Origin of the sequence: Ochrobactrum sp. RH2CCR150 (assembly GCA_014138095.1) — a bacterium.
Classification (GTDB): domain Bacteria; phylum Pseudomonadota; class Alphaproteobacteria; order Rhizobiales; family Rhizobiaceae; genus Brucella; species Brucella gambitense.
The window spans coordinates 743,153-755,730 of record JACGXE010000001.1 but is presented as its reverse complement, the minus strand read 5'-3'; the positions used below and the strand labels follow the sequence as shown (position 1 = coordinate 755,730).

Sequence of the window (12,578 nt, the reverse complement as noted above, 5' to 3'; positions counted from 1 at the left end):
GGAAACATTCTCCATTTACAAAAGCTATAATCTAAAAATGGAAATGCATACCATTATATGGAAATAAAGATTTTCAACGGAATGGAGATAATCGGCTATACCCTCTGCGCCTTTCCGACGGACAATGGATGCGATAGTGGTAACTCTGAAGTTCAGGCGGGATTCGGAGACGGGTGATGGAACAGGCCAAAGCAAAGCGGGGCCGCAAGGCGGCGGAGAATGCCGCGCCCTCATCCGTGCAGGTTCTGGACCGCAGCCTCAAACTTCTGGCACTCATCGCCGATAATGACGGCTCGACCCTGACGGACCTTGCCGACGCGAGCGGCATGGCCCCTTCCACGGTGCACCGTCTGTTATCCTCGCTCGCCAATCACGGCATGGTTTCCCACGATGCGGAAACCGGCGACTGGACCATTGGCGTCAAGGCTTTCGAGATTGGCAATGCCTTTCGCCGTTTCCGCAAGCTGGGCACGCTGGCGCGCCCCTATTTAAAGCAGCTCATGGAAACCAGCGGCGAGACCGCGAATATCGGCGTCGAGGATGACGGTGACGTCGTGTTCATTTCGCAGATCGAAAGTCACGCGCCGATGCGCGCCTTCTTTCGTCCCGGGCGGCGTGGACCGATCCACGCATCGGGCATCGGCAAGGCAATTCTGTCAACGTGGTCGGATGGGGAAATCGCCCGCGCGCTTTCGGGAAAAATGCTGGAGCATTTCACTCAACGCACGCTCGATGGCCTGCCCGCACTTTTGAAAGACATTCAGGCAACGCGCATGCGCGGCTGGTCCATCGATGACGAGGAACACACGCTCGGCATGTGCTGCATCGCCGCTCCGATTTTCAACGAATATGGTGAGGGCATTGCGGGCATTTCCGTTTCCGGCCCCGCTGTGCGCCTGCCGAAAAAGAAGCTTGAAGAGCTGGGGCCGCTCATCCGCTCGACCGCCGATCAACTGACCCGCGCCATTGGCGGCAAGCGGCCGGAAGAGCTCTGAGTACGAAACTTCGCGGTTAAAGCATGAATGCCGCTCTTTTCCCTCACCCTGAGGAGCTTCCCTGAGCTTGTCGAAGGAAAGCGTCTCGAAGGGCTGAGGGAAAACGATCAGCGCCCGCCCTCGTCCTTCGAGGCTTCGCTTCGCTCCGCACCTCAGGATGAGGGGGAAACGAAGCGATAGATCAGCTAAAAATCGACGGGCGCAATTTTTAAAGTTCCGCCTTGAGCGGCTTGCCCGCCACATAGGTTTCAACAATGGCGCGGTCGTCACCGACCGTTTGCAGCAGAAACAGCTCCTGTTCCAGCGTCGCCCCCGCCGCCATGCGCAAGCGCATCGGCGATGTGGCGGCTGAATCCAACACCACGATATCGGCTTCCGTGCCTTCGTCCAGCGTGCCGATCTTGTCTTCCATCGACAGCGCCCGGGCATTGCCAAGCGTCATCATGTAGAAGGACTGGAACGGGTTCAGACGCTGTTCGCGCAACTGCAAAATCTTGTAGCCCTCGTCCATGGTGCGCAGCATGGAGAAGCTTGTGCCGCCGCCGACATCGGTCGCCACAGCCATGCGCACGCCCGACGCCTTCAGACGATCACGGTCGAACAGGCCGGAACCGAGAAACAGGTTCGAGGTCGGGCAGAACACGGCCACCGAGCCGGTTTCCGCCATCACGCCCACTTCGCGCTCTTCCAGATGTATGGAATGGCCAAGCAGCGTCTTGTTTCCCAAAAGGCCGTAATGCTCGTAAATGCCAAGATAGTCTGGCGCATCCGGATAGAGCGACTTGGTGAAGGCGATTTCGTCGTGATTCTCCGACAGGTGCGTCTGGATGAAACATTCGGGATGTTCACGGGCAAGCGCCTGACTGGCTTCGAGCTGTTCCGGGGTCGAGGTAATGGCAAAGCGTGGCGTGATCACATAGTCGAGGCGGTCCTTGCCATGCCAGCGTGCGATCAGTCCCTTGCTGTCGTCGTAACCGGATTGTGCCGTGTCGCACAAAGCGGGCGGCGCGTTGCGGTCCATCATCACCTTGCCGCCCAGCATGCGCATGTTGCGATGCTGCGAAGCGCGGAAATAGGCGTCGACGCTCTGCGGATGCACCGAGCAATAGGCGACAGCGGTGGTGGTGCCATGGCGGATCAGCTCGTCCAGAAAGCGCTCGGCGATGAATTCCGCGTGCTGCTCATCGGCGAATTTCTGTTCGGCCACGAATGTATAGGTGTTGAGCCATTCCAGAAGATTGGCGGCATAGGACGCGACCACCTGGGTCTGCGGATAATGGATATGCGTATCGATGAAGCCCGGCAGGATCAGATGCGGACGATGATCGGCCAGTTTCACATCGCTGCCCGCTTCCGCGCTCAGCTCAGCATAATCGCCAAGGCGCGCAATGCGTCCGTCTTCGACCAAAATGGCGCCATCTTCGATATAGCGATAGGAAGCGCTGTCATCGAGACTTTGCGGCTCATCGCGAAAGGTCAGCACGCGGCCACGGATGAGAAGTCTGGTCATTGTTACTTTGCTCCAGCAGTAGCGGATTCATACCAGGAGGCGAGAAGCTGGCGCTCCTGATCCGTTACCCCGGTGACGTTGGCAGGCGGCATCGCATGGGAGCGACCGGCCTGCAAATAGATTTCGCGCGCATGGGCGGCGATTTCCCGATCCGTTTCAAGCGTCACGCCTTTTGGCGGCGTGATCATGCCTTCCCAGCCCGGCTGCGCCGCGTGACACATGGCGCAGCGTCCTAAAACGGTATCCCGCACTTTGCCAAAGTGCGGGTCCGAAATGAAAGTTTGCTGTAAAGCGGAAACCTTCTGTTCTTCCGGCTGGCCGGTCAAAATCTTCGGCGCGGTGGAAAGCCACATGATGACGATGAACAGGATGACCGTCACCAGCCAGGTCCAGGTCGGCTTGCCTTTACGGGCATGCTGGGTGTTGAACCAATGGCGGATGGTCACGCCCATCAGGAACACCAGCGATGCGATGATCCAGTTATACTGCGTGCCGAAAGCCAGCGGATTGTGGTTCGACAGCATCAGGAACAGAACCGGCAGCGTCAGATAGTTGTTATGCGTCGAGCGCTGCTTGGCGATCTTGCCGTATTTCGGATCGGGCTTGCGACCGGCGATGAGATCGGCCACCACGATTTTCTGGTTCGGGATGATGATCATGAACACGTTGGCCGACATGATCGTCGCCGTGAAAGCGCCCAGATGCAGGAAGGCTGCGCGGCTCGTGAACAGATGCGTATAGCCCCAGGCCACGAACACCAGCACGACATAGAGCATGACCATCAAAAGCGTATCGCTCTTGCCCAGCATCAGCTTGCAGATGGTGTTATAGGCGACCCAGCCAAACGCCAGCGAGCCGATGGAAATCGCGATAGCAACCGGAACAGACACATCGAGCACATTCGGATCGATCAGGTAAAGATCAGCGCCCGTGTAATAAACGATGCAAAGCAGCGTGAAGCCCGACAGCCAGGTGGCGTAGGATTCCCATTTGAACCAGGTGAGGTGTTCCGGCATTTCGGCGGGCGCAACCAGATATTTCTGGATGTGATAGAAACCGCCGCCATGGACCTGCCATTCCTCGCCATGCGCGCCGACCGGCAAGCCGGGACGCTGGCGCAGACCAAGATCAAGCGCGATGAAGTAGAACGACGAGCCGATCCACGCAATCGCGGTAATGACATGCAGCCACCGCGCTGCGAAGCCCAGCCAGTCCCAGGCTACGGCAAAATCATACATCAGGCACTCCCATTGTTCGCCCCATTGTTCGTTATCCTATTATGTGCCAAAGCTTTGCGTCCGAGGGAACGTCACAACACGACCATCACTTTCAAAAAAAACTAGACAATCGTGGAGGGGACGCATGTCTTATCTTGATAATCTGCGCGTTTTCGTGCGCGTTGTCGAATTGGGAAATCTTTCTGCCGCCGGGCGCGACCAGCGCGCCTCTCCGGCGGTTGCGAGCAATCGAATCAAGGAGTTGGAGAAGCATCTTGGCGTCCGGCTCTTCAACCGTACCACGCGCAAGCTGACGCCAACCGAGCATGGCCGCATATTCTATGATGGCGCGTTGAAAATCCTCGAAGCAGTCGATGAGGCGGAAGCAGCCGTCGCGGAACTTGCGAAAAATCCCAAGGGATCGATTCGCATCACCGCGCCTTTGGGGCTTGGCCGCAGGCTCATCGCATCGGGCATTCCGGAGTTTCACGACAAATATCCGGACATTGAAGTGCGCCTGCGACTATCTGACCACGAGATCGACATTATGAGCGAAAGCGTGGATGTCGCCTTCAAACTCGGGGTTCTGGAAAACTCCAACTTGCGCATGCGCGGCATCCTGAATTGCGAGCGCGTGATCTGCGCTGCGCCGCAATATCTTGAAAAACATGGGGTTCCGCAATCGCCGGAAGAGCTGCTGGGCAACACCCATGACTGTTTGCTGCTGCGTTTTCCTGGGTCGAAGGAATATTACTGGTCGCTTCAAACACCGGAAGGTCTTCGTAAATTCGAAGTGACCGGCCCTTATGATTCCGATGATGGCGACGTATTGACGCAATGGGCGCTGGGCGGGCGCGGCATCATCAACAAGCCGCTGTTCGAGGTGAAGGAATATCTCCGCGACGGTCGGCTGATACCCCTGCTCGAAAGCACACCACCGGCACCGATCCAGCTTGCGGCGATCTATCCGCACAAGCGTTTTCAGGACCCGAAGGTGCGTCTGATCATCGATTTCATGACGGAGCGCTGCCAGCGGCTCATACGGGAAGCGCTGGCTTAAAAAAGCGGCCTGCCAAATCAGGCGGGCTGCGAGACCTTGCTTGTGGTCAAAACGGCGGTCAGCACTTCGGCCGCCGCAAGGGCTGCGATGACTTCGGGGCGTTTATCCTTCACGACCGCGCCGCCGACCGGGCAGATCAGATCTTCAAACAGATCATCGCTGCCGAACTCGCGTTTCAACCAATTTTTGAAAGTCGCCTTCTTCGTCTTCGAGCCGATCATGCCGACATAGATCGCATCGCGGCGTTGCAGCGCCTCGGCGGCGATCAGAAAATCAAGCGCGTGATCATGCGTCAGGATGATGAACGCACTGCCCGGCGGTGCGGAGCGCACCACCTGTTCGGGCATGGCCGCGAGGCAGGTTTCAACGCCCGGCGCGTCGACAGCCATCAGCTCCGCCTCGCGCGTATCCACCAGCACCACCCGCACCGGCGTGAGCGAAAGCGCATAGGCCAGTGCATCACCGACGTGGCCCGCACCGAAGACATAGACATGCGGACGGGTGGCGATTTCCGCATCGACCTTGATGACCAGTTCATCCGCAAGGCCGCGATTGACGCGCTTGAAATTCAAGGCAACGCGCCCGCCGCAGCATTGGCCGATCTCCGGTCCCAGAGGCACATCCATCGGGGAATCGCGACCGCCAGCGAGTATTTTCCGGGCGTGGTCGATAGCCATATATTCGAGCTGTCCGCCGCCGATGGTGCGGAAGATCATATCGCGGGCGACGAGCATCCACGCCCCGGCATCGCGAGGCGCAGAACCCTTCACATCCGCGACCTCCACCAGCACCGTGTCGTGGCGACGGTTCAGGAAAGCCCGGATATCGTCCCGCCTGCCCAGCGTGCCGCTGCTCATGGTGCTACCCCTTTTGCGCGCGTAGCCGCTCGATAGCCATCAGCACACGCTCAGGTGTGGCTGGCGCATCGAGACGCGGGCTGATCTTGTGGTCGGCAACGCTCGCCACCGCATCCGACAGTGCATAAAGCACCGACATGCCGTGCGGCAGCGGCGGCTCACCCACCGCCTTCGAGCGATGGATGGTCGGCTCATAGGCTTCCGACCAGTCGGTCAGCGCCACATTGAAAATCTTGGGCCGGTCGGATGCCAGCGGGATCTTGTAGGTGGATGGCGCGTGGGTGCGCAGCCGCCCCTTGGTGTCCCAGACAAGTTCCTCTGTTGTGAGCCAGCCCATGCCCTGCACGAAGCCGCCTTCGATCTGGCCGATATCGATGACACGGTTGAGCGACCGTCCGGTATCGTGAAGGATATCCGTGCGTTCCACCACATATTCGCCGGTCAGCGTATCGACCGAGACTTCCGAACAGGCAGCGCCATAAGCGTAGTAATAGAAGGCATGGCCTTTGCCCTTGGCGCGATCCCAGTGGATTTTCGGCGTCTTGTAGTGCCCGGCGGCGGAAAGCTGCACGCGTCCGATATAGGCCTGCTTCACCAATTCGTTGAAGCTGATTTCCTGATTGCCGACGCGAATGCGGTTGGGCAGGAAGACAACCTGATCTTCCGGCACCTGATGCTGCTCGGCAGCAAAACGGATCAGCCGCTTTTTGATCTGACGCGCGGCATCCTGCGCCGCCATGCCGTTGAGATCAGCACCGGACGAAGCAGCCGTCGGCGCGGTGTTCGGCACTTTGGCGGTTGTCGTTGCGGTGATCTTCACCCGGTCGAGGTCGATCTGGAATTCTTCCGCCACGACCTGCGCCACTTTGAGATGGAGCCCCTGCCCCATTTCAGTACCGCCGTGGTTCATATGCACCGAGCCGTCATTATAGACATGCACCAGCGCACCAGCCTGATTGGACTCGGTCTTGGTGAAGGAAATGCCGAATTTTACCGGCGTCAACGCCATGCCGCGCTTCACAGTGCGGCTTTTGGCGTTGAATGCGCGAATAGCTTCACGCCGCGCGGCGTAATCGGCGCTCTCTTCCAGTTCCGCGACGATGCGCTGGATGATGCAGTCTTCCACCTTCTGGTGATAGGGCGTGATATTGCGCGTTGCGCCTTCGGTCCCCATCGCGTCGTAAAAATTGAGCTTGCGGATATCGAGCGGGTCTTTGCCGACCGCAAAGGCCACTTCCTCGATGACGCGCTCCGCACCGACCATGCCCTGCGGGCCGCCAAAACCGCGGAACGCCGTGTTGGACACGGTGTTGGTGTAAAGCGGCGCGGATTGCGCATGCACTGCCGGGAAGAAATAGGCATTGTCGCAATGGAACAGCGCACGATCGCCGACCGGCCCCGAAAGGTCCGCCGAGAAACCGGCATTGAGCGCGAACATATAATCGACGCCCAGAATATTGCCTTCGTCGTCGAAGCCGACCTCGTAATCAATCATGAAGTCATGACGTTTGCCGGTGGCGGTCATGTCCTCGTCGCGGTCAAGGCGGATTTTCACCGCGCGCCTGTGCTTCTTGGCGGCGATAGCCGCAATGGCGGCCCATTGATTGGCCTGCGTTTCCTTGCCCCCGAAGCCGCCGCCCATACGGCGCACTTCAACCGTGACCGAATGGCTCGGCACACCCAGCGCATGGGCGACCAGATGCTGCGTTTCGCTCGGCCCCTGCGTGGAGCAATAGATGGTGACGTCTTCATCCTCGCCGGGAACAGCCAGCGAAGCCTGCCCTTCCAGATAGAAATGGTCCTGACCGCCAACCATCATGCGGCCCTTCACCTTGCGCGGCGCATCATCAATGGCCTTGCGGGCGTCACCGCGATTGAGCGTCAGCGGCGTGAAGACCAGACGGTCTTTTGCGCCATCAAGGCCTGCAATGGAAAACAGGCCCGGCATTTCCTCATATTCAACCTTGGCCAGACGCGCGGCGCGGCGGGCCTGATCGCGGGTGCGGGCAATGACGGCGAAGATCGGCTGCCCGTGGAACTGTACCGTATCCACTGCGAAGATCGGATCGTCATGCATGCCGGACGGCGAGACATCGTTTTCGCCGGGGATGTCCTTATAGGTCAGCACATCGACAACGCCGGGCGCTGCACGCACGGCGGAAAGGTCGACAGACTTGATATTGGCATGGGCAACTGACGCAAGGCCGACACCGACATGCAGCGTGCCTTCGGGTTCCGGAATATCGTCGATATAGACCGCATCGCCCGTCACATGCTTATGTGCGGAGTCATGCCTCTGATCGGTGGCGACACCACCTTTGATAGCGGCGGCTTTGATCGTGCTTGCAGGATGTTTGTTCATGCCTGCCTCCTTCAGACCGCTTCGATATGCTGAACGCGCAAGGGTTCGGCTTGACCTTGCGTTTCGGCATAGAAACGGCGCAACAAATTCTTCGAGACCATCAGGCGATAATCCGCCGTGGCGCGCATATCGCTGAGCGGCTGGTAATCCTGCTCATAGGCGCCGATTGCGGCCTCCACCGTCTCTTCGGTCCAAGGCTGGCCCAACAGGGCAGCTTCAACCGCAAAGGCGCGTTTCGGCGTCGCCGCCATGCCGCCATAGGCGATCCGGATGGAAGCGACCTTGCCTGCCGCGTCGAGCGTCATGTGGAATGCACCCAGCGCTGCGGTGATATCTTCCTCAAAACGCTTGGACACTTTGTAGATCGCAAATTGGTTGTCTTCCGCCGGGATCGGCACATGCACCGCCTCAACGAATTCGCCGGGCTGACGGTCCTGCTTGCCATAGGCGATGAAGAAATCTTCAAGCGAAATGGTGCGGCGGATATCGCCCTTGCGCAGGGTCAGACGCGCATTGAGCGCGATCAGCGGCGGCGGCGTGTCGCCAATCGGCGAACCATTGGCGATATTGCCGCCGATGGTGCCCATATTGCGCACTTGCTCGCCACCGATGCGGTTTATGAGACCGCTGAGCTGTGGAATGCGCCTGGCGAGGAAGGAGAAGGCTTCCGTATAGGTCACGCCTGCGCCAATGGTGACGACGTTGTTGTCCTCGGAAATAGAACGCAATTCCGTGAGATGGCCGATAAAGACGACCGGCGAAATATCGCGCATCATCTTCGTGACCCACAGGCCCACATCGGTGGAACCGGCCACCACGGTCGCCTTCGGCTCATCGGCCAGCAGCGCTGCGAAATCGTCGAGATCAGCAGGCACGACCAGACGGTCCTTGCCCTCGCCCACTTCAACGCGCGAACCGTCGCGCATGGATTTCAACTGTTCGAGCACATGGGCGCGTTCTGCCGCCAGCGGATCGTCCGTCGTGTTGCCGTAATCGGAAATGGCGCGGGCAGCGCGAATGATCGCCTCATAGCCGGTGCAGCGGCAGAGATTGCCTTGCAGCGCCTTTTCAATCACCGGATCGGCGGGCTTGGGATTGCGCATCCACAGCCCGTAAAGCGACATCACGAAGCCCGGCGTACAGAAACCGCATTGCGAGCCGTGAAAATCGATCATCGCCTTTTGCACCGGATGCAGACCACCATCGGCTCCGCGCAAATGCTCGACCGTCACGACATGGCAACCATCCAGCGAGCCGACGAAGCGAATGCAGGCATTGACGCTTTCATAGACCAGCTCGCTGCCCACGATCTTGCCGACCAGCACCGTGCAAGCGCCGCAATCGCCTTCGGCGCAGCCTTCCTTGGTACCGCGCAGCTTGCAGGCCAGACGCAGATAATCGAGCAGCGTTTCCGTTGGCGAAACCCGGTCGAGCTCAACCCGCTCGCCATTGAGAAGAAAACATATTCTGTTTCTCACAGACTGAACCATCCTGCTCAGCTCCCGCGATAGGTCGAATAAGAGAAAGGCGAAACCAGAAGCGGCACATGATAATGCGCCTTTTCATCGGAAACACCAAAGCGCAACGGCACGACGTCAAGGAACGGCACGCCGTCTTCGTCCTTGCCGAAATATTCGCCGACATGAAAAAGCAGTTCATAGGAACCGCGTTGCAGGTCGCCATTGGCCAGCAGCGGCTCGCCGCTGCGCCCGTCCTGATTGGTGCGAATTTCCTTGATGCTGTGCGGCGTGTGATTCTCGATCCGGCGTAATTCGATACGCAATCCCGCAGCCGGTTTGCCGCTGACCGTATCGAGAACATGGGTCGTCAATCGACCTGCTCTGCCCTCGTCGCCGTGATGTCCCTGACCCATTTGCACTCCTGACCCCTTGCGCGATTCTCCGGCCCATGAACCTTGTCCATGAAACGGATCCGCTGCAAGTCGCTGATTTCACTCGGTTTGCCAGTACCGTTTTTGCTATCAAAGCACATTTATATGGCAGACCGGCGGCGTTCCCGCTTTTGTTCCCATCGTGAAGTATTCCGCCTTATTCGGCATTAAGAAAGAGCTTTCTCATTGGATGTCTTTCAAAATTTTGAAGGGGAATTCACACCGCAAATCTTTATTATCATAGGCAAAACCAAAGCGTGATCCGCATGCCGTTGAACGGTTTTCGGGGTGCGCTGGCACTGACATCAAGGGGATATGGCATGAGTTACCCACGCAATCTGATCGGCTATGGCCGGAACACACCTGATCCGCGCTGGCCCGGCGGGGCCAATATAGCCGTCCAGTTCGTGGTCAATTATGAAGAAGGCGCGGAGAACTGCATTCTCGACGGCGACGCAGCGTCCGAGTGCCTGTTGTCCGAAATCGTCGGCGGGCAGGCCTGGAACGGCCAGCGCAACCTGAACATGGAATCCATCTACGAATATGGTGCGCGTTCCGGCTTCTGGCGTCTCTGGCGCGCCTTCACGCGACGCAACATGCCCGTCACGGTCTATGGCGTGACGCTGGCCATGGCGCGCAATCCCGAAGCCGTCGCCGCCATGAAGGAAGCGGATTGGGAAATCGCCAGCCACGGCTTGCGCTGGTGGGAATATAAGGACGTGCCGGAAGAGGTGGAACGCGAGCATATTCGCGAAGCCGTGCGCCTGCACACCGAAGTCACCGGCTCGCGCCCGCTTGGCATTTATCAGGGCAAGCCGTCCGACAACACGCTGAAACTGGTGATGGAAGAAGGCGGCTTTGTCTATTCCGCCGATTCCTATGCCGATGAGTTGCCCTATTGGGTCAAAGGCCCCAAAGGTCCGCATCTGATCGTGCCCTATACGCTCGACGCCAACGATATGCGTTTTGCAACGCCGCAAGGCTTCAATTCCGGCGACCAGTTCTACACCTATCTGAAAGACGCCTTCGACGTGCTCTACCGCGAAGGCGCGGAAGGTGCACCCAAGATGCTGTCCATCGGCCTGCATTGCCGTCTGGTCGGACGTCCGGGTCGTGCAGCAGCGCTTGAACGTTTCCTCGATTATGTCCAGAGCCATGACAAGGTCTGGGTCGCCAAGCGTATCGACATTGCCAATCACTGGCACGAACACCACAAGCCGAAAGTGGTCGACGTGGTGCCATCGAAGGCCAGCAAGGCCGATTTCGTGGCCCGCTATGGCAGCATTTTCGAGCATTCGCCGTGGATCGCCGAGCGCGCCTATGATGCAGGCTTCGCCGCCAGCGAGGATACGGCCTCCGGTCTCGCCGGTGCAATGACGAAAATCTTCCGCGCAGCCTCGCCCGAAGAGCGGCTTGGCGTTTTGAATGCCCACCCGGATCTCGCTGGCAAGCTGGCGCAGGCCAAACGCCTGACCGCCGAATCCACCGCCGAACAGGCCGGTGCCGGTCTGGACGCGCTGACCGACGCGGAAAAGCAGACATTCACCCAACTGAACGATGCCTATACGCAGAAATTCGGCTTTCCCTTCATCATCGCCGTGAAGGGGCGCAACAAGAAGGAAATCCTCGACACGTTCCAGCGCCGCGTCGCCAATGACCGCGAGACCGAGTTCGCCACCGCTTGCGCGCAAGTCGAGCGCATCGCACTGTTGCGACTGAAGGACATCCTTCCAGAAGCGCTTTACTAAAAACACTCTACTGACCAGGGAAGTACCAATGACCCGCACTTATTTCGCACCGACTGGCGGATTGCCGCCGCAGACGCAGCTTCTGACCGACCGCGCCATGTTTACCGAAGCCTATGCCGTCATTCCGAAAGGCACGTTCAGCGATATCGTGACGAGCTTCCTGCCTTTCTGGGAAAAGACCAGATTGTGGGTGATCGCGCGTCCGATGTCCGGTTTTGCCGAGACTTTCTCGCAATATATCATGGAAGTGCAGCCGGGCGGCGGCAGCGACCGCGCCGAACTTGACGACGGTGCCGAGGGCGTTCTGTTCGTGGTCGAAGGCGAAGTCAACGTCACCATTGCAGGCAAGACCCACACGCTCACCGAAGGCGGTTATGCCTATCTGCCACCCAAGAGCGGCTGGAGCCTGCGCAACGCGGCCAGCAAGACCGCGCGTTTCCACTGGGTCCGCAAGGCCTATGAATATGTGGACGGGCTTGATGTACCGGAGCCGCTTTTCCTCAACGAAAACGACATCGCCCCCTCGCCCATGCCCGATACCAATGGCGTCTGGGCGACGACGCGCTTTGTCGATCCGAATGATCTGCGCCACGACATGCATGTCACCATCGTCACCCTTGAGCCGGGCGGCGTCATCCCCTTTGCCGAAACCCATGTCATGGAGCACGGCCTCTATGTGCTGGAAGGCAAGGCGGTCTACCGGCTCAATCAGGATTGGGTGGAAGTGGAAGCCGGTGACTTCATGTGGCTGCGCGCTTTCTGCCCGCAGGCTTGCTATGCTGGCGGTCCGGGCAAGTTCCGCTATCTGCTTTACAAGGACGTGAACCGCCACATGAAACTGACGCGATAGACTGTCGTTTCAACAGGGTATCCGGCCAGCGAGCGCCGGATACCTGCCGGATACAACTGCTGTCCCGCAATTTTCAAGCAAATGTTGC

10 protein-coding genes are annotated in these 12,578 nt (G+C 58.9%); 4 read left to right on the top strand and 6 right to left on the bottom strand.

What is annotated here, in order from left to right; translation table 11 throughout:
- Positions 1–176 precede the first annotated feature (176 nt).
- Positions 177–995, top strand: a complete 819-nt coding sequence (locus FHW03_RS03395) for an IclR family transcriptional regulator (protein ID WP_182519345.1) — start codon at positions 177–179, stop codon at positions 993–995.
- A 208-nt stretch (positions 996–1,203) separates the two neighbouring features.
- Here FHW03_RS03395 and guaD read toward each other — a convergent pair whose 3' ends face one another.
- Complete coding sequence (gene guaD / locus FHW03_RS03390; protein ID WP_182519344.1) at positions 1,204–2,505, bottom strand: guanine deaminase; 1,302 nt, start codon at positions 2,503–2,505, stop codon at positions 1,204–1,206.
- A gap of 2 nt (positions 2,506–2,507) precedes the next feature.
- Positions 2,508–3,743, bottom strand: a complete 1,236-nt coding sequence (locus tag FHW03_RS03385; RefSeq protein ID WP_151588759.1) for a urate hydroxylase PuuD — start codon at positions 3,741–3,743, stop codon at positions 2,508–2,510.
- 124 nt (positions 3,744–3,867) lie between these two features.
- Here FHW03_RS03385 and FHW03_RS03380 point away from each other — a divergent pair, with 124 nt between their 5' ends.
- Positions 3,868–4,782 (top strand): LysR family transcriptional regulator, encoded by a 915-nt coding sequence (locus tag FHW03_RS03380; protein ID WP_182519343.1) that lies wholly within the window; start codon positions 3,868–3,870, stop codon positions 4,780–4,782.
- 17 nt (positions 4,783–4,799) lie between these two features.
- On the opposite strand, the gene xdhC is transcribed toward FHW03_RS03380, so the two are convergent.
- The 4 genes from xdhC to uraH are packed head-to-tail and all read right to left on the bottom strand — an operon-like array spanning position 4,800 to position 9,874.
- On the bottom strand, positions 4,800–5,639 hold the full coding sequence (xdhC, locus tag FHW03_RS03375; RefSeq protein WP_182519342.1) for a xanthine dehydrogenase accessory protein XdhC: 840 nt from the start codon (positions 5,637–5,639) through the stop codon (positions 4,800–4,802).
- Positions 5,640–5,643: 4 nt separating this feature from the next.
- Positions 5,644–8,001, bottom strand: a complete 2,358-nt coding sequence (gene xdhB / locus FHW03_RS03370) for a xanthine dehydrogenase molybdopterin binding subunit (RefSeq protein ID WP_182519341.1) — start codon at positions 7,999–8,001, stop codon at positions 5,644–5,646.
- 11 nt (positions 8,002–8,012) lie between these two features.
- Complete coding sequence (gene xdhA / locus FHW03_RS03365; protein WP_182519340.1) at positions 8,013–9,491, bottom strand: xanthine dehydrogenase small subunit; 1,479 nt, start codon at positions 9,489–9,491, stop codon at positions 8,013–8,015.
- A gap of 5 nt (positions 9,492–9,496) precedes the next feature.
- Complete coding sequence (gene uraH / locus FHW03_RS03360; RefSeq protein WP_182519339.1) at positions 9,497–9,874, bottom strand: hydroxyisourate hydrolase; 378 nt, start codon at positions 9,872–9,874, stop codon at positions 9,497–9,499.
- 338 nt (positions 9,875–10,212) lie between these two features.
- On the opposite strand from uraH, the gene puuE reads away from it, so the two are divergent.
- The gene (gene puuE, locus FHW03_RS03355) at positions 10,213–11,640 is read left to right on the top strand and encodes an allantoinase PuuE (protein ID WP_182519338.1); all 1,428 of its coding nucleotides are present in this window, start codon (positions 10,213–10,215) and stop codon (positions 11,638–11,640) included.
- 28 nt (positions 11,641–11,668) lie between these two features.
- Positions 11,669–12,490, top strand: a complete 822-nt coding sequence (locus FHW03_RS03350) for a bifunctional allantoicase/(S)-ureidoglycine aminohydrolase (RefSeq protein WP_182519337.1) — start codon at positions 11,669–11,671, stop codon at positions 12,488–12,490.
- The last annotated feature ends 88 nt before the right edge of the window (positions 12,491–12,578 follow it).

Excerpts from the sequence above, each read along its gene's own strand:
- puuE (WP_182519338.1), top strand. The coding sequence starts at position 10,213 with ATGAGTTACCCACGCAATCTGATCGGCTATGGCCGGAACACACCTGAT.
- xdhC (WP_182519342.1), bottom strand. The coding sequence starts at position 5,639 with ATGAGCAGCGGCACGCTGGGCAGGCGGGACGATATCCGGGCTTTCCTG.
- FHW03_RS03385 (WP_151588759.1), bottom strand. The coding sequence starts at position 3,743 with ATGTATGATTTTGCCGTAGCCTGGGACTGGCTGGGCTTCGCAGCGCGG.
- uraH (WP_182519339.1), bottom strand. The coding sequence starts at position 9,874 with ATGGGTCAGGGACATCACGGCGACGAGGGCAGAGCAGGTCGATTGACG.
- FHW03_RS03350 (WP_182519337.1), top strand. The coding sequence starts at position 11,669 with ATGACCCGCACTTATTTCGCACCGACTGGCGGATTGCCGCCGCAGACG.
- guaD (WP_182519344.1), bottom strand. The coding sequence starts at position 2,505 with ATGACCAGACTTCTCATCCGTGGCCGCGTGCTGACCTTTCGCGATGAG.
- FHW03_RS03380 (WP_182519343.1), top strand. The coding sequence starts at position 3,868 with ATGTCTTATCTTGATAATCTGCGCGTTTTCGTGCGCGTTGTCGAATTG.
- xdhA (WP_182519340.1), bottom strand. The coding sequence starts at position 9,491 with ATGGTTCAGTCTGTGAGAAACAGAATATGTTTTCTTCTCAATGGCGAG.
- xdhB (WP_182519341.1), bottom strand. The coding sequence starts at position 8,001 with ATGAACAAACATCCTGCAAGCACGATCAAAGCCGCCGCTATCAAAGGT.
- FHW03_RS03395 (WP_182519345.1), top strand. The coding sequence starts at position 177 with ATGGAACAGGCCAAAGCAAAGCGGGGCCGCAAGGCGGCGGAGAATGCC.